The organism is Brenneria sp. g21c3, from assembly GCF_040240345.1.
Classification (GTDB): domain Bacteria; phylum Pseudomonadota; class Gammaproteobacteria; order Enterobacterales; family Enterobacteriaceae; genus Brenneria.
This window is the reverse complement of record NZ_JBEIAB010000002.1, coordinates 378,659-395,430: the sequence shown is the minus strand read 5'-3', so window position 1 is coordinate 395,430 and position 16,772 is coordinate 378,659. Positions and strand designations below refer to the sequence as shown.

Annotated in this window: 10 protein-coding genes and 1 CRISPR repeat array; of the genes, 4 read left to right on the top strand and 6 right to left on the bottom strand. The window is 53.8% G+C overall.

All coding sequences use genetic code 11. The features are described from left to right. The first annotated feature begins 4 nt into the window (after window positions 1–4). The 4 genes from ABRZ28_RS04420 to edd all read left to right on the top strand — a co-directional run bounded on the left by ABRZ28_RS04420 (window position 5) and on the right by edd (window position 5,449). Complete coding sequence (locus ABRZ28_RS04420) at window positions 5–1,198, top strand: amino acid aminotransferase (protein WP_319604440.1); 1,194 nt, start codon at window positions 5–7, stop codon at window positions 1,196–1,198. Window positions 1,199–1,664: 466 nt separating this feature from the next. After that, the gene (gene gntK, locus ABRZ28_RS04415) at window positions 1,665–2,204 is read left to right on the top strand and encodes a gluconokinase (protein ID WP_330519588.1); all 540 of its coding nucleotides are present in this window, start codon (window positions 1,665–1,667) and stop codon (window positions 2,202–2,204) included. Then, entirely contained in the window at window positions 2,204–3,544 is a 1,341-nt protein-coding gene (gntU, locus tag ABRZ28_RS04410; RefSeq protein WP_319604573.1) for a gluconate transporter, read from the top strand. Before gntK ends, gntU begins: the two co-directional genes overlap by 1 nt. 90 nt (window positions 3,545–3,634) lie before the next feature. Then, window positions 3,635–5,449, top strand: coding sequence for a phosphogluconate dehydratase (gene edd, locus ABRZ28_RS04405; RefSeq protein ID WP_330519587.1), 1,815 nt, complete (start codon window positions 3,635–3,637; stop codon window positions 5,447–5,449). Between the two features lie 123 nt (window positions 5,450–5,572). Continuing rightward, window positions 5,573–7,283: a CRISPR direct-repeat array (repeat unit 28 nt; unit sequence TTTCTAAGCTGCCTGTACGGCAGTGAAC). A gap of 129 nt (window positions 7,284–7,412) precedes the next feature. Here edd and cas6f read toward each other — a convergent pair. The 6 genes from cas6f to cas1f all read right to left on the bottom strand — a co-directional run bounded on the left by cas6f (window position 7,413) and on the right by cas1f (window position 15,943). Then, window positions 7,413–7,967 carry a type I-F CRISPR-associated endoribonuclease Cas6/Csy4 gene (gene cas6f / locus ABRZ28_RS04400; RefSeq protein WP_319604437.1) on the bottom strand — a complete coding sequence of 185 codons (555 nt, stop codon included), beginning with the start codon at window positions 7,965–7,967 and terminating at the stop codon, window positions 7,413–7,415. A gap of 10 nt (window positions 7,968–7,977) precedes the next feature. Continuing rightward, window positions 7,978–8,982, bottom strand: a complete 1,005-nt coding sequence (gene csy3, locus ABRZ28_RS04395; RefSeq protein WP_319604436.1) for a type I-F CRISPR-associated protein Csy3 — start codon at window positions 8,980–8,982, stop codon at window positions 7,978–7,980. A gap of 18 nt (window positions 8,983–9,000) precedes the next feature. After that, window positions 9,001–9,951, bottom strand: a complete 951-nt coding sequence (gene csy2, locus ABRZ28_RS04390; RefSeq protein WP_330519586.1) for a type I-F CRISPR-associated protein Csy2 — start codon at window positions 9,949–9,951, stop codon at window positions 9,001–9,003. After that, the gene (csy1, locus tag ABRZ28_RS04385) at window positions 9,948–11,267 is read right to left on the bottom strand and encodes a type I-F CRISPR-associated protein Csy1 (RefSeq protein WP_330519585.1); all 1,320 of its coding nucleotides are present in this window, start codon (window positions 11,265–11,267) and stop codon (window positions 9,948–9,950) included. Before csy1 ends, csy2 begins: the two co-directional genes overlap by 4 nt. Window positions 11,268–11,687: 420 nt before the next feature. Further along, a complete protein-coding gene (cas3f, locus tag ABRZ28_RS04380) occupies window positions 11,688–14,966 on the bottom strand; it encodes a type I-F CRISPR-associated helicase Cas3f (RefSeq protein ID WP_330519584.1) in 3,279 nt (1,092 codons plus the stop codon). Then, window positions 14,963–15,943, bottom strand: a complete 981-nt coding sequence (gene cas1f / locus ABRZ28_RS04375; protein ID WP_319604433.1) for a type I-F CRISPR-associated endonuclease Cas1f — start codon at window positions 15,941–15,943, stop codon at window positions 14,963–14,965. Before cas1f ends, cas3f begins: the two co-directional genes overlap by 4 nt. Between the last annotated feature and the right edge of the window lie 829 nt (window positions 15,944–16,772).

Sequence of the window (16,772 nt, the reverse complement as noted above, 5' to 3'; positions counted from 1 at the left end):
CGCTGTGTTTCAAAAAGTTGATGCCTATGCCGGTGATCCGATTCTGTCACTGATGGAAAAATTCAAACAGGATCCGCGCGCGGACAAGGTGAATTTGAGCATTGGTCTGTACTACAACGAACAGAATATCATCCCCCAGCTCCGTGCCGTCAGCGCCGCCGAAGACTATCTGGAGCAACAGCCCAAAAATGCCAGTTCCTATTTGCCGATGGAAGGTTTGCAGTCATACCGCACGGCGATTCAACACCTGCTGTTTGACGCCAAACATCCGGCGCTGACCGCCAATCGCATTGCGACTATTCAGACGCTGGGCGGTTCGGGCGCGCTGAAAGTCGGCGCCGACTTTCTGAAACGCTACTTCCCGAATTCAGAGGTATGGGTCAGCGATCCGACCTGGGAAAACCATATCGCGATTTTCTCCGGCGCCGGTTTCAAGGTGCATAGCTACCCCTATTTCGACGCCGACAGCCTGGGCGTGAAATTCGACGCCATGCTGTCCGCACTGCAACAGTTGCCGGCGCAAAGCATCGTTCTGCTGCATCCCTGCTGTCATAACCCAACCGGTTCCGACCTGACCAATGAACAGTGGGATCGCATTATCGAAGTGCTGATCGGCCGTGAACTGATTCCGTTTATGGATATCGCCTATCAGGGCTTTGGCGACGGCATCGAGCAGGACGCCTACGCCATTCGCGCGGTTGCCTGCGCGGGCATTCCGGCTTTAATCGCCAACTCGTTCTCAAAAATCTTCTCGCTGTACAGTGAACGCGTGGGCGGTCTTTCCGTGGTCTGCGAAGATGCCGAAACCGCGCTGCGAGTGCTGGGTCAGTTGAAAGCGACCGTGCGCCGCAACTACTCCTCGCCGCCGAATTTCGGCGCTCAGGTGGTATCGAAAGTGCTCAATGACGCGGAACTGAGTGCCGACTGGCGCGCTGAAGTGGAAGAGATGCGCACGCGTATTCTGGAAATGCGTCAAACGCTGGTCGCCGCGCTGAAAGAGGCGCTGCCGACCCGCAACTTCGATTATCTGCTGACCCAGCGCGGCATGTTCAGCTATACCGGCTTCAGCCCGGAGCAGGTTGACCGTCTGCGCGAAGAGTTCGGCGTCTATCTGATAGCCAGCGGCCGCATGTGTATCGCCGGCCTGAACCACGGCAACGTCCAACGCGTCGCCGCTGCTTTCGCCGCCGTTCAGTAGACCGCAGTCAGGCGCCGTCTGAACTTTACAGCGGGTTCAACGCTTAGCATGTCATCCTGTAAAACGTTCACTGCCTGTACGGCAGTGAACGTTTTGCTTCAATGGCAGCCTGAAAATTCCCCCCCGAACCCCGCCTTGAGTAAAAATAAACCCGCTTTCGCCTTTTTATCGCCGCCGCGCCTCAACGAATAAATAATATTATTATTTATATCAACACATTAATAAGATATTACATTCACGACTTTCCCGCCGTTTTGCGCAAAACCGCCACTGCCTATCCCGCCTGGCGGATAACGAACGGTATCTGCTGAAAAAGCCATTATTTGAATTTCGTCACAGTTTTTATGTGGGATTAATCAATTTCATTGCCTTTTTCCTTGTTCAGAACGAACATTGTTACCGGTAACAATGTTCGTTCTGACCCATCTGACAGGAGAGCCGGGCGTAAGCTGGCGTGTATTAATCAATGAGCACTGAACAAAAAAAAGCCCACCACGTTTTTATTTTGATGGGCGTATCCGGCAGCGGTAAATCTGCCGTCGCCAGCACCATTGCCGCCCAGTTGGGCGCCGCCTGCCTTGATGGCGATTTTCTGCACCCGCGCGCCAATATCAGCAAAATGGCTTCCGGTCACTCCCTTGACGATCTCGACCGCGCTCCCTGGCTGCGGGCGTTAAACGACGCCATTTTCGCGATGCAGCGCACCAATCCGCTCTCCCTGCTGGTCTGCTCGGCGCTGAAACAGGACTATCGCGATAAACTGCGCGAAGGCAATCAACACGTCTCGTTTATCTATCTGAAAGGCGATTTCGCGGTGATTGAACAACGTCTGAAAGCCCGTAAAGGCCACTTTTTCAAACCTCAGATGCTGGTTTCCCAATTTGAGACGCTACAGGAACCGAACGAGCAGGAAACGGACGTGTATGCCGTTGATATCAACCAGGCTCTGGACGGCGTCGTGGCTGATGCAGTGCAAATCATTCAGCAGGTTAGGGATAAGGAATGATGGCTACGCTGACATTAGTGTTAACGGCGGTGGGTTCGGTATTGCTGTTGCTGTTTCTGGTGATGAAAGCGCGGATGCATGCCTTTGTCGCCCTGCTGTTGGTTTCCGTCGGCACAGGAGTGCTTTCCGGTATGCCGCTGACGGAGATTGCCGCCACGATGGAGAAAGGCATGGGCGGTACGCTCGGCTTTCTCGCCGTGGTGGTGGCGCTGGGCTCCATGTTCGGCCGTATTCTGCATGAGACCGGAGCGCTCGATCAAATCGCCAGACGGATGGTCGACTGGTTTGGTGAAAGCCGGGCCAATCTGGCTCTCGGGGTTGTCGGTTTAATCTGCGCGCTGCCGCTATTTTTTGAAGTGGCCATTATGTTGCTGATCGGTATGGTGTTCGCCGTCGCCCGGCGTACCGACGGCAACCTGGTCAAGTTGCTGATCCCGCTGTTCGCCGGGGTCGCCGCCGCCGCCGCGTTTTTACTTCCAGGCCCGACGCCGATGCTGCTGGCTTCGCAGATGCATGTGGATTTCGGCTGGATGATCGCTATCGGCCTTGCCGCCGCCATCCCCGGCATGCTGGTGGCTGGACCGCTGTTTGGCAGTTTCATTAGTCGATATGTTACGATCCCTATCCCGCAGAGTGAAACAGGCGAGCCGGAACTGGACAGTAACGTGATGCCGTCATTTGGTTTTAGCGTCGCGTTGGTGCTGTTTCCGCTGGTGCTGGTAGGTATGAAAACCATTGGCACGCTGTTCGTGGAGCAAGGTTCCACGCTTTACGACTGGATGGAGCTGATTGGTCACCCGTTTATTTCCATCTTACTGGCCTGTTTGCTGGCGATCTATGGGCTTGCCCGCCGTCAGGGGATGAGCAAAGCGCGGGTGATGGATATCTGCTCCGCCGCGTTGCAACCAGCCGGTATTATCCTGCTGGTGACGGGGGCCGGCGGCGTTTTCAAACAGGTTCTGGTCGATTCCGGCGTGGGGCCGGCATTAGGTAGCGCGCTGATCGATACCGGCTTGCCCATTCCCGTGGCTTGCTTCGTGCTGGCGGCGGCGATTCGCATTATTCAGGGGTCGGCAACCGTCGCCTGCCTGACCACCGTGGGGCTGATTATGCCGGTGGTGGAGGTTTTATCCTTCAGCAACGCGCAGATAGCCGCGTTGGCGGTTTGCATCGGCGGCGGCGCGATTGTGCTGAGCCATGTGAATGATGCCGGCTTCTGGCTGTTCGGCAAACTGACTGGCGCAACCGAAATCCAGACGTTAAAGACGTGGACGCTAATGGAGACCATCCTGGGTACCACCGGTGCGCTCGTCGGCATGATCGCCTTCACTCTGCTGTAAACGTTGATGTTATTAAATCTGTTAATTGTATGATTTAAAAATAAAAATACTTAATGTTGTGCGGCGTGTGTCGTGTAAGGAATGTATATTATGAATCCCATCGTATCTCGTATTACGCAGCGTATTATTGAACGCTCGCGCAAAACACGCGGTCGCTACCTTGAACGTATTGATGCGGCCTGTAGCAAGACCGTGCATCGTTCCCAGTTGGCTTGCGGCAATCTGGCGCACGGCTTCGCCGCATGTCAGCCTGATGATAAAGCCGCATTAATGAATATGTTGCGTAACGATATTGCGATCGTTACGTCGTATAACGATATGTTGTCCGCTCACCAGCCTTATGAAACCTACCCGGAACGCCTGAAACAGGCGCTGCATCGGGTTGGCGCCGTCGGACAAGTCGCGGCGGGCGTGCCGGCGATGTGCGATGGCGTGACCCAGGGACAAGACGGCATGGAACTGTCGCTGATGAGCCGCGATGTGATTGCCATGTCGGCCGCGGTGGGGCTGTCGCACAATATGTTCGACGGCGCGCTGTATCTGGGGATTTGCGATAAAATCGTTCCCGGCCTGGTGATGGCCGCGCTGTCGTTTGGCCACCTGCCGGCGATTTTTGTTCCCGCCGGCCCGATGCCGAGCGGCTTGCCGAATAAAGAAAAGGTGCGTATCCGTCAACTGTTTGCGGAAGGCAAGCTGGATCGTCAGGCTCTGCTGGAGTCGGAATCCGCCTCCTATCATAGCGCCGGAACCTGTACGTTTTACGGCACCGCCAACTCGAATCAGATGGTGGTGGAAGTGATGGGCCTGCACTTGCCGGGCGCGTCTTTCGTCCCGCCCGGCACCGCGCTGCGCGATGCCCTGACGGATGCGGCCGGCAGCCAGATTACCCGCCTGACGCAAAACGCGGACAACTTCATGCCGATCGGCAAACTGGTCGACGAGAAGGTCGTGGTGAACGGCATCGTGGCGCTGTTGGCCACCGGCGGCTCCACCAACCACACCATGCACCTGGTCGCCATGGCGCGTGCGGCCGGCATCATCATTAACTGGGATGATTTCTCCGAACTGTCGGATGTCGTGCCGCAGCTGTGCCGCATCTATCCTAACGGTCCCGCTGATATTAACTATTTCCAGGCCGCTGGCGGCGTGGCGATTTTGATTCGCGAACTGCTGAAAGGCGGATTGCTGCATGAAGACGTTAATACCGTCGCCGGCTTTGGCCTGAGCCGCTATACGCACGAACCCTGGTTGGATAACGGCAAACTGGCCTGGCGGGAAGGACCGCAAGCATCGCTGGATGAGAGCGTGATCGCCAGTTTCGAAAAACCCTTTGCTCACCACGGCGGCACGAAAGTGCTGACGGGTAATCTGGGACGCGCGGTAATGAAAACCTCGGCGGTGCCGGTGGAAAATCAAATCATCGAAGCGCCGGCCGTCATTTTTCACAGCCAGCACGATGTCAGCCCGGCATTTGAAGCCGGGAAGCTGGATCGGGATTGCGTGATCGTCGTGCGCTATCAGGGGCCGTGCGCCAACGGCATGCCGGAGCTGCATAAATTGATGCCGCCGCTGGGCGTGCTGCTGGATCGCGGTTATAAAGTGGCGCTGGTGACCGATGGCCGTCTGTCCGGCGCGTCGGGCAAAGTGCCGTCTGCCATCCACGTCACGCCGGAAGCCTACAACGGCGGCGTGCTGGCCAAACTGCGCGACGGCGATATCGTTCGCGTCAACGGCCAGACCGGTGAATTAAGCGTACTGATTGACGATACGGAGCTGGCGGCCCGCGAGATTGAGCAACCGGATCTCTCCGAACAGCATATCGGCTGCGGCCGGGAACTGTTCGGCGCCTTGCGCGAACAGCTATCGGGCGCCGAACAGGGCGCAACCTGTATCCGCTTCGATTAATATCATCGCCGGCAGCGGTTTCGTCTGATACGCGACCGCTGCCCTATGCGGATAGCCAACCAACTGGCAAAGCCTGCTGCCGGCAGTGAACCAGACCGATAAATTGAGCGTACTGATTGACGATTTCTGAGCTGCCTGTGCGGCAGTGAACTTCGTGATAAAGACACCCGCCCATTATCATCTTTTCTAAGCTGCCTGTACGGCAGTGAGCTAACTCCCAACTTGTGCCGTCGCGTGACAGTATTTCTAAGCTGCCTGTACGGCAGTGAACGTCCATGATGTGCCGCATGCCGGTGATGTACTTTTCTAAGCTGCCTGTACGGCAGTGAACAGGGATTCACTGCTGACACAAAGCGAGACATGTTTCTAAGCTGCCTGTACGGCAGTGAACAATACCCAATCGTGGCAAATCAACAAGCACCCTTTCTAAGCTGCCTGTACGGCAGTGAACACGAATACCCCTGCCGTTGACGGTATGGACGATTTCTAAGCTGCCTGTACGGCAGTGAACTGGCAAACAGGGGTTGATTTGCGGATTGCATATTTCTAAGCTGCCTGTACGGCAGTGAACTCAGTCACGTTTATCGGCGCCAAGTGCGTGAATTTCTAAGCTGCCTGTACGGCAGTGAACCATGTAACGAGATAAAGCGCTGGATTTTTGATTTTCTAAGCTGCCTGTACGGCAGTGAACTTCTCAAACAAAAACAGCGGATCGTCAGAACATTTCTAAGCTGCCTGTACGGCAGTGAACCTTCTTCAGTGAGGCTGAATAAGTCCGGCTCCTTTCTAAGCTGCCTGTACGGCAGTGAACCATCAGCTTGATGAGGTGTTTAACGGCATCCTTTTCTAAGCTGCCTGTACGGCAGTGAACTGCCGGTCAGCGGGAAATCGCCATTTGTTCCTTTTCTAAGCTGCCTGTACGGCAGTGAACGCGAAGATGATCTTCCAATTATCCCGGATAAATTTTCTAAGCTGCCTGTACGGCAGTGAACACACACGCTGTTCTATTGCGATCCGCCGTATTTTTCTAAGCTGCCTGTACGGCAGTGAACCCACAATGGGATGCATTGCACCCCAACATGATTTTCTAAGCTGCCTGTACGGCAGTGAACCTAATGACAACGTCGAACGCTTCCAGAATTATTTTCTAAGCTGCCTGTACGGCAGTGAACCTGATAGCCGGTTCGCTGAAACAATTTCTTTTTTTCTAAGCTGCCTGTACGGCAGTGAACGATTCAGATTTTGCGTAGCGTTACCAAATCACTTTCTAAGCTGCCTGTACGGCAGTGAACATTACAACGAGAAAAAATAGTCGGTCATGCGATTTCTAAGCTGCCTGTACGGCAGTGAACAACAAGGAGTTAGGTATGCGTTACATCTGGATATTTCTAAGCTGCCTGTACGGCAGTGAACTCTGGCAGTTTATGTATCCGCCCGATGGTCACTTTCTAAGCTGCCTGTACGGCAGTGAACCGTCACGCCCGTCGCCGAGCCGATTGCGGTACTTTCTAAGCTGCCTGTACGGCAGTGAACCTGGCGTTGTTGGTGTGTGGCGTAACGGTGCATTTCTAAGCTGCCTGTACGGCAGTGAACACGAGAGATCGTCATTTCCACGCCATTATCTCGTTTCTAAGCTGCCTGTACGGCAGTGAACGCTTTTGGTCCGCTTGTTCTGGATTTGTTCGCTTTCTAAGCTGCCTGTACGGCAGTGAACTTCGCTGCTCGGCACTCGACTGGGGCTGGTAATTTCTAAGCTGCCTGTACGGCAGTGAACTTGAAGCTGTACGCTATTCGCGATCTGTTATCTTTCTAAGCTGCCTGTACGGCAGTGAACTGTTAGAAATTAATCACTTTTACCTGATTGTTAAAGAAAAAAAACGTTTACGCGATAAAAACCCTTTTTTCGGTCATTCGGTCAACCTTATATAAAATCAATAAGTTAAGATTGACCGAAAAAAAAGGGTCAGAACCACGGCACGGTGGCGGTCGCACTCAATCCGTATGAACTGAATGTCCCTATAGCCGGCGTATCTTGAAGCGGTCCTTGCGAGATAAATAACCTGAACATCTCACCGGATGACAAACTTTTTAACTGTAGATACGGCAAATTGGTCCGCTTCTCGCAGGTAAACGGTATCCGCTCTGCGGCCTGCTGCTCAGTCAACCATCCTTTATTTACCGAACGACGTCGCAAACGCAGCGCGCTGCTTTTTACCTGGATGCGTTGTACCGTGCGAAATTTTGCCCCTTCAGGCACCGGCTGAATATCGCTGATTTGCGTATAGTCACGCAGCCCTTTCAACCAGGTAGTGCTTTGCAGTTCGGTCAATGCGGGCGATGAACCATGTAAACGAATTTTTTCGCCCAGCACCTTGCCCGCATCGGGAAAACTCACGCCAATATCGCCTCTTCCCCGTTGCCCCAACGCCCGATGCAATTTGGCGAATAGCGCATTGAGCAAATCGGCGGCCGTGAACTCGGGATCGGGCAGTACCTTTATCTCTAGAAAGTGATCCATACCCGCATCCTTATTCTCCTTTCTCACCAAACACGCCACCGCGAATTAACGTGGCGACAACATAGTGCTGCTGTTCTTTTTCCGGCGGGATCCCTTTTGTCACCCAGTTATCCAGCAACGTGTAGAAATCCATTTTCTGTTTCGGTTGACGGTAGGCTTTTCCCCGACTGGTCACCGAGCCATAGGGCTCTACGGCAATTGGCCCCAGCGCCAGTTCGGCTGCCTCTGGGTACCAATCATCGATAGTACGCAGCGCATTGCCAATCTTTTGTGAATGCAGGGCGGCCACGCCGTCCACCTGATACAGGATCTTGCTTTTCTTACTGCTGCTATCCAGCACTAGCTCCTGAGAGGGGAACACTTCCTGACCGGCGCCGAGGCGCACAAATGCGTCTATGGTAAAAAAGGCCGATCCCTCTCCCGTCAATCCCTGTTCAATGGCGGCCGCCAACTGTGCTAAATCGCCATCCGGCTTACCAAACTGTCGCAGTGAATAATCTTCACTATTGAAGGTCCAACGCTTTTCACCTTGGGTCACCCTAACTTTCAGCGCCTCAGCCCCGACGCGGTTGCGCCACAAAAATCGGCCATTGGCCAGGTTTTCCGCATAGCGCGCCGCCAGTACGGCAAACCCCTGTTCGGCGATATAGTCGTCAATCACCCGTGATAGTTCAGCCTGATAGTCCTGATCGTTACAGACGGAAGGCGTTGACAGATTACCCAATACGCGTAGCGAAAAGCTGACTTTCAGCGTATCGGCATCAAAAGGCAGCGCGGCGACATCGACACGTTGCAGGTTCGCTTTTTGGATTTCGGCATCCAGTTTAGCCGGGTCGCTCGCCAGTGCGTTTTTCAGACGGTTTGAGATCGTGCCGCGTACCGCTTTTTCTTTAATCTCGATCGGCCGCCAGTCGGAAGAGTGCTCCCAGTTACCGGAAAACATCTGCGCGTCGGAATTCGCCAGTTTACGTTCAAACGCCAGGACCGATGCCGTTTTAATGCTTGCTTTAGCCATGATTAAATCCTTTTTCCGTTATTCATCATCGTCGTTAAATTGATCGTCATAAGTTTCAGGGACAACGGCGCGCTGGCTGCGGCACTGATACCACCCCTCGTGGTAGTGGTAATGCCAGAGCACGGCCTGAAGGTCGTCGATACGGTGCGCGCCCCGCCACTCGCCGATGCCGTAGATAGACTCGGCAAAACAGAATGGCGTGGTGGTATCGCGGGTTTTATCCACTTCGCCGGCGTCGTACAGCGGCGAAATAGCCCGATACCCCGTCATAAGAGGCACCAGATAACCTGACGCAGGCTTCGGCAAATAACGCCAGTCGGCCTGTTCGCCGTCGACGTTATGCTTGTCTTCCACCGCCCCCATTTTGATGGCCGAGAAATCCAACCAGGCATCGATCATTTCCGCATCAGGATTAACGCTTTTGAGTTGCTCAAAATGATTTTTCAGCAGTTCGCTGCGATCCAGCAACACATAGCCGGGCAATAAACGACGCATGACGTTGCGCGTTTGCGCGCCGTTTGACGGGAAAGCCATCACATCAACTTTACGGACGTCCGTGATAATGCCGCCGGCCAGCCGCTGGTTTACGCATAACCTGGTTAAATGCTCCGCCAACGCGCGCGCGCCTTCATCGCCATCGGCAATCGCGCCGCGACATTCGATCAGCAAAGAAACCGTCATATGCATACGGCCTTCTTCATTGAACGCGGCGGTTTTCGCTTCTTTGGTTAATGGATTACGCGTCAGGGCGAACGCGCGTTCCCAGCTGGAGCCATAGGCATGAAGCTGCTGTTTATGGCAAATCACGCCGCAGCCATGCAGCGTCAGGTTCCGACTTTGCTGTAGCCGACGGGAAAGCGCATGGGTGTAACCTAAAAAATGAGTAATGGCGGGAAAACCATAGGTTAACCCGGCAATGGCATTGGCGTTTTCTACCCTAACATGGTGCAGAATAATCAGTGAACTCATGGCATTTCCTCCGTCAACGCGGACTCCCACTCCCGCATCCGACGTTTGAACAGCGCCGCCGTCGACCATTCACGCCGTTCAACTTCGCTGAAACGTAATTGTTCATCCTCCAGTTGACGGTTCAGCCAGACGCCGAAATCATGAGCGACCTCTTGTTGCCAGTCAGCGCCTTCGCGTTCAAATTTAAAATCCGGGTCAGATACGGCGCGATAGGGATCGAGCCACAACTGCTGGGAACGCTTCAACTGGCAGTCGTCGTCATAACTCCAGCCGGCCGCCAGACTCTGAATCGCGGCCGCATAGTTAAACAGGCTATCAATAATGCTATCGAGGTACGCGCCGCGCTGCTGACGGATTTCCATTGTGTTGCCGACGGGTTTTACGCTGAGCAGAAATTGCCGCATCAGCCGTACCGCCGGGCGCGCAAGATATTCAAATTCACCGCGAGGACGAAAAATGGATTTATGCCGTAACGGCGGCTTCGCGATGCTTTCCCAGACCGGGGCGGCGCAAGGCAATAAGTAGGATTTTCCCCGGCGGCCGCTGTTAAGAAACGAGATATTCTGCGGCTTGGTGCCGCCCATGTTCTGTGCGGCAAGGTTGGGATAGAACACCTCAATCCCATCAAGCCGACGCTGTTCTTTTCTGGCCTGACGTATCGCTTTCGCCTCATCGCTGAAACGCGCGGCCGTAATGCGCTGATATAGCGCATGAGCCAGTGAGGATGAATACAGCGGGCTGATTAAGTGGTATTGGCTATTGTCAGGGGCATCGGATAAGGGAAAGTAGATCTGCTTGGCCAGCTTGTGGGAACTCGGTTGCTTATCCGTCAGCGCCTGCTTAAAACCGGCGACCCACTGCGCCAGTTGTTGCGGATCGTCCGTTAGCGCGGCGAACGCGGAAGCGTCGTCCCGCTGTAATGCCGCGGCCAGCGAATCCCCCTGGTATTCAGTCTGTAGCAATTTAGCCACATCCAGCGCTGCGGCGTTCCCTACCGCGTCCACCTCCGGCTGCTTGAGCGCGGCGGTAGAAAGGTATGTCGGTTTTTCCTCATCAGACGCCATACTAAACACGCTGCTGCCTTTGGCGTCGCTGTGGGTAAACTTCAACGCATGCGTGACCAGACTAATCTGTCCGGCGCGGAAAGCCGCATCGGTCAGCCAGGCCTGGATCTGGTAACGGTGGTTAATATCCTGTCGCTCGGCCGCCAGCGCAGGTTCATCATCGGAAAACTTTTTCTCCACCGCTTCAAGTTTGAGACGTTTGCGGTTTTCGATGTAATCGATAATAAACCGACTTAGTCCGTCCTCTTCCATGTTTAACTCCTTGATAAATTATATTTATCTACCCATAACGCAATATAATACGATTAGAGAAAGCTGTTATTGAACGTGATGGAAAACATCGAAAACTGTTGTTGACCTTGAGAAAACCGAAATTCATTTTGCACATTAAACGTGATTGGCCTCGCGAAAAATGCCAATGTTAGAATAACAGTGGCACAAAGTTGCCTCTTGAATTTTTCTTGTTTCATAGTCATACCACTCATTGAAATCACTTTGACAATTTGAATATTAATTCAAGGACAATAAACGATCAATACCTATGCGTCGATCCTATTTATAATTATATGGTTTTTGATTTTTAAACCTTCTATGATGCAAGCACTACTGAACAAGTAGTTCAGAAATATGCATCGTTACTATTCCTTAACTGCCGCACAGGCAGCGGCGCACTCACCCGAGTGCGCCAAACACCCCGAGTAGCGGGTGCCACAGCCACCTTTCGTTTTTCTCTTCATCACGTATCGGTAAGTTGATTTCGCCAAACCGCTGACTCACGGCACTGAACTCCATATCCAGCTTTTCCGACAGTTGCGCATAAATGTCCTGATAGTCCACCGTCAGCCAACTGCTGACGCCCGCGGCGAACGCCACGTCGACGGGATGGAAGACATAGCTCGATTTCCAGCCGCGCTCGCCGCTGTCCGGCATTTTGAACTCAGGCGCATCGCCTTCTTCGGCGATCCATAAATAATGCTGTTCATCCGGATATGACTGGCGAAACGGCATACGGCGTTGCAGTTCGCCGCTCCAGTCGGCGGAGGTTTTCCACCACAGGGCCGCGTAATAATCCGCCACATTATTCTTCATCCCCTGCATCGCTTTGCGCAGCATATGATGTTCCAGATCCACCAGATTTTCCGCCGGTTTTGGCGCTTCCCGCGTCTGGATCCGCGGGATCGCGCTGATGACGCGATACTGGCTTTCCGTCAGCAGATCCGCCAGATCGTGACTAACCAGCGTTGGATCCGCCGCCCCGGAAGATTCAAACCCCGGACGACAATAGGCGGGATAGCGTTCGCACAGCGCCTTTACGTTCTTACGTAAAATATGCAGATTCGGCGCGGCGGGCGCCTGCCGGCGATGGCGCTGTATTCGCCCGGCGAGCTGAATCAAAGAACGCATGGAACTGGGTTCGGCAATCGCCCAGTCATAATCATGGTCTCGCCCCACCTCCGCGACCGAGGTTGCCAGCACCACAAACAGATGATGCCGTTCCTGGTCATGCGCCAAGGCCTGCCGGATTTCCGCCATCTGCCATAACGCGTCCGGCTCATAACGGGTGAGCGAAGCATCCAGCCGCTGCTCGATAAAAGAACGCATCGCCAGCGGATGCCGGCTGTGATAAACGCAGTAATGCACGCGGTAATCGTCAGGCGAAGGCGTTGTCAACAGGCAGCGGGCCACGGCGACCAACGGATTGATATTCGCCATCCGAATCAACCCCAACGACACGGTTTTGCCTGAGGAGTGCGTCTGATGATGAGCCTGATGCAACGTTATCATCGATTGATGGAGACGTTCCGCGACACCAGCTATCACCGATTCGACTTTGGTATCGGCGATCGAAACCGGAACCAACTCAGCCAGACGCAACGCCGGCTCCTGTTGCAATTTTTCCACTCTCGCCGCCACAAAGGCGTCATGCGCCAGCTTAAAGGTCTTGCCCGTCTGGTGATCGCTTTGCTGTGCGCCATGCTCATCAAACCAGGCGCAGCAAACGTTAACGGGCGTATCCGGCTGGCCCCATGCCCGCTGAAAGTCGGCCCGCCCGCTGCGATAGGCGTTAAATAGCGTTTGAATCAATGCCGGAGGCAAGGTAGCGGATGAGAGCAGTACGCGGGAACCGAGCATTCCGGCCCAGTTCACTAATCGACATAAAGCAGGCAGATCGTTAATGTCAAAGTCATCCGGTTCATCCAGCACCAGATCGGACGTTAACAACCGCAACATGGGCGCAATCTGTTTGCCGCCGCGCACGCCTTCCGTGGCGGGGATCAAATGATCGATCGTCGACACCAATACCGGCGCGCTCAACAATTTATGCAGCTTCGGACTTTTGTTTAGCCAGGCGCTGAGACGGCCATCATCCAGACTACCGTCATAGCTGACGTACTGATGCTCGGCGAACAAGGCATCGGCGGACTCACTCCCCGACCGTTCGGCGATATTGGCGGCGTCGCGGTTCAGTGTATGCAGTTGCGTCACGGACTGCGAACCAATCAGTACCGCTAAATCGTCATCCTGGAGCGTCAATTTTTCCCGTAGCGCATCGCCGGTTTGCAGCGTCAAGGTTCGCAGCCCCAGCGCGACGGAAAAACGGCAGCCCTGCTTTTCATCCGCTAACCCATACATAATGCGGGCATTGGCAAAGGTCTTGCCGCAACCGGTCGAGGCCATGTTTACCCCGAAAAAACCCTGATGCGCGGAACGCTCGCGCAGCGCGCCGGCCACGTCAAATGCGCGATCCTGCCAACGATATTTGGCGTGGGAACTACGCTGTTTAAACCCCTTATGCCGGGTAATGGACGGCAAGGTTTTTCTCAACTGCGGCAGGCTACGCCCCAGCAGCAAGGCATTTTGCCCGACGCCGATACAATGCTCGTCCAGCTTCTGTTTCATTTCTCCGCTCTGGCGATCGGTGTTGGCAATCGCGGCATAGCCGATATCCTGCCAACCCGCAACCGGGGTTAGTGAAGAGTAGTGATGGTCGGCCAGCATCAGGGTCAGGCGCGCCAGATGGCTGGAAAAACGCTGGCTGAGCAAACCGTAGTGCGTCAGCGATCCCAATTGTCTTGCGCGATCAGCAAATTTGCGTGCTTTGCCGCGCCATATCTTGCTGCGTATCGGCGTACCGTACGGAAAGCGCCAAACCGACTGTTTGTCCCGCTCGCTCCACGCTTCCTTATCCACATTGATGGAGTTCCATAAGGCGGTAAGCTGCTGCGTGAGCCAGCTATCAGCCGCTTTCAGTTGCGGAGGAACGGTATAATTTTTTGTCGCCGGATAAGCAGGCAAACGATGATGCGACACGATCAGCCAGGCGACGGTAGCGGCCAGCGGCGGCAACGTTTTAAAAGGATTGCTGAACGGTTCAAGACCGTCTTTTTGCAGACGCGCCAGCAGCCGGGCTTCATCCGCAATATCAATCTGGCTAAGGGCCGTCAGCCAGCCGGCATCATCACGATCGCCGACAAACGCCTGAAACAGGCGCAGAGAGACCCACTCATGCCGATAGGGCTGGAAGGTTTTTCCCTTGCCGGACAGCCCTTGCTGAAATAACGCATTGGCTTTGCCAAAGTCATGAAACAACCCGGCAATCGCGGCCAGCAGACTAATCGCTTCAATGCTGTGCCACTGATTTTCATCCTGCGATTTCAAAATATCGCGTTCAGTGGCGTTCGTCGGCACGACGCCTTGCGCATTAAAACGACGCAGATTACCGACAATCCACAGTAATTCCGTTCGGTTGGCGCTTTTTATCCAGTGACAGGCAACGGCTGTATTACGCCGGGCCGTTTTACGCAACAGTTTACGTAACGTATTCAACCCTTCCAGCGTAATCGCCGTCTGCCAGGTACGTTCACCTTTGCGTTCGGCAAACTGATCCAATACGCGTCGGGTTTCGGTCAGCGCTCGTTTATTGCATTGGGAAACCAGCAGAATATTCATCGCCCGACCTGACTTAATTGCCCGGCAACCGTTTGCAGCGCATCGATCATGACATCCAGCGCCTCCGCCTGCTGAAAACTATTCAGGCAACGCTGGCGGAACTCTTGTTCGTCATCCCCGGCCATTGCCGCAATAAACGCCTGCGGCAATATCAGCGCATCTTTAATCAGATCCGCCACATCAAATACCAGTCCGCCGCGACGCGTTTTACCATGCAAAACGGCCAGCCCGTGCGGCAGGCCAATAACCCAGGTGGCAACCGCCGCCAACCCATAAGCCAGATAGTTGCCATGATCGAGAAAACGGTTCGCCAGATCGACGCCGCCACCCCGTTTCGCACGAACAAACTCGCCATAATTAACAGCATTGGCTGCCAGTTTATACAGCGCTTTGGTCATCACCGCCTCCTGCGCCAGAAGATCGTTGCTGTTGGTACACTGCGGCAAGCTGTGTTCATAACGGTCAAGCAAAGCCAGTAGCCTGTCGTTACTCAGCGTGAATCCCTGTTCTCTTTCCATACGGCTATTCAGCCAGTGACGACGGATCTGGGTAATTCGCACCTTTTGAAAAGCCACCGCCGCAGCCAGCCGTTTTTCATCATCAAACCAGAAACTCACCCAGTCCTGTAAATATTCTGTCGGTCGGTATTCACTCTGCGGCGTCAGCCATGAAACATCGACTTCCATTTCATTAGCCGAAAATAACGGCGTTCCGCCTCCGCCGCAAAAACCGATCATCACGCCGGCGCGAGCAAATTCACGCATGGCCGCCTGAGTAATTGATGTCCCGGTTCCCAACATAATAACGCTGGTATTGGCGATAGGGATATTCCAATATAGCGACTGCTTCCCTTCATCAGTAACATATTCAACCCGCCCGCCGTTGACTAAAATACGACAATATTGCAGGTAATAAATATTAGAGCGTTTGGAATGCAGAATAGTTTTTAGATCAGAGGGGCTAAATGCGTTGTCCATATGCAACAATCCTGAAAAATATATTTCACAAATAGAGTTTTTTATAGGTTAGGCGTTATTTATGAACAAAAATTTACGCCAATATTTAATATAGAAAAGAAAATATTTATAGCAATGATTCAATTAAAATAGAGAGAGCGGGTTCTGAATTTTATCAAAGAATGAAATATCCAACATCGCAAAACCGCGCTCCAGCCCTTCCTTTTTGCTAACAAAGGGCAGGATAAGATCACGTACATAAATTAACCATTCGGTTATCAATACGTTCAAATATGACCTGAGACTCGCTTTTAGGGGGCATCCCCGCCATATCCCCCATCGTCTGCGCCATAACCCCGTCATCCCCGCGACAGTAGGCGGGGATCTCCCACTGAAACCGTAAATAGTCATTGACTGATTCCCGCCTGCGCGAGAATGACACAGAAGAGTACCCGTCATCCCCGCGGCAGTAGGCGGGGATCTCCTGCTGAAACCGTAATTATAGTCATTGACTGATTCCCGCCTGCGCGAGAATGACACAGAAGAGTACCCGTCATCCCCGCAGCAGTAGGCGGGGATCTCCCACTGAAACGGTAAATAGTCATTGACTGATTCCCGCCTGCGCGAGAATGACACAGAAGAGTACCCGTCATCCCCGCGGCAGTAGGCGGGGATCTCCTGCTGAAACGGTAATTATAGTCATTGAGTGATTCCCGCCTGCGCGAGAATGACACAGAAGAGTATCCGTCATCCCCGCGACAGTAGGCGGGGATCTCCTGCTGAAACGGTAAATAGTCATTGACTGATTCCCGCCTGCGCGAGAATGACACAGAAGAGTATCCGTCATCCC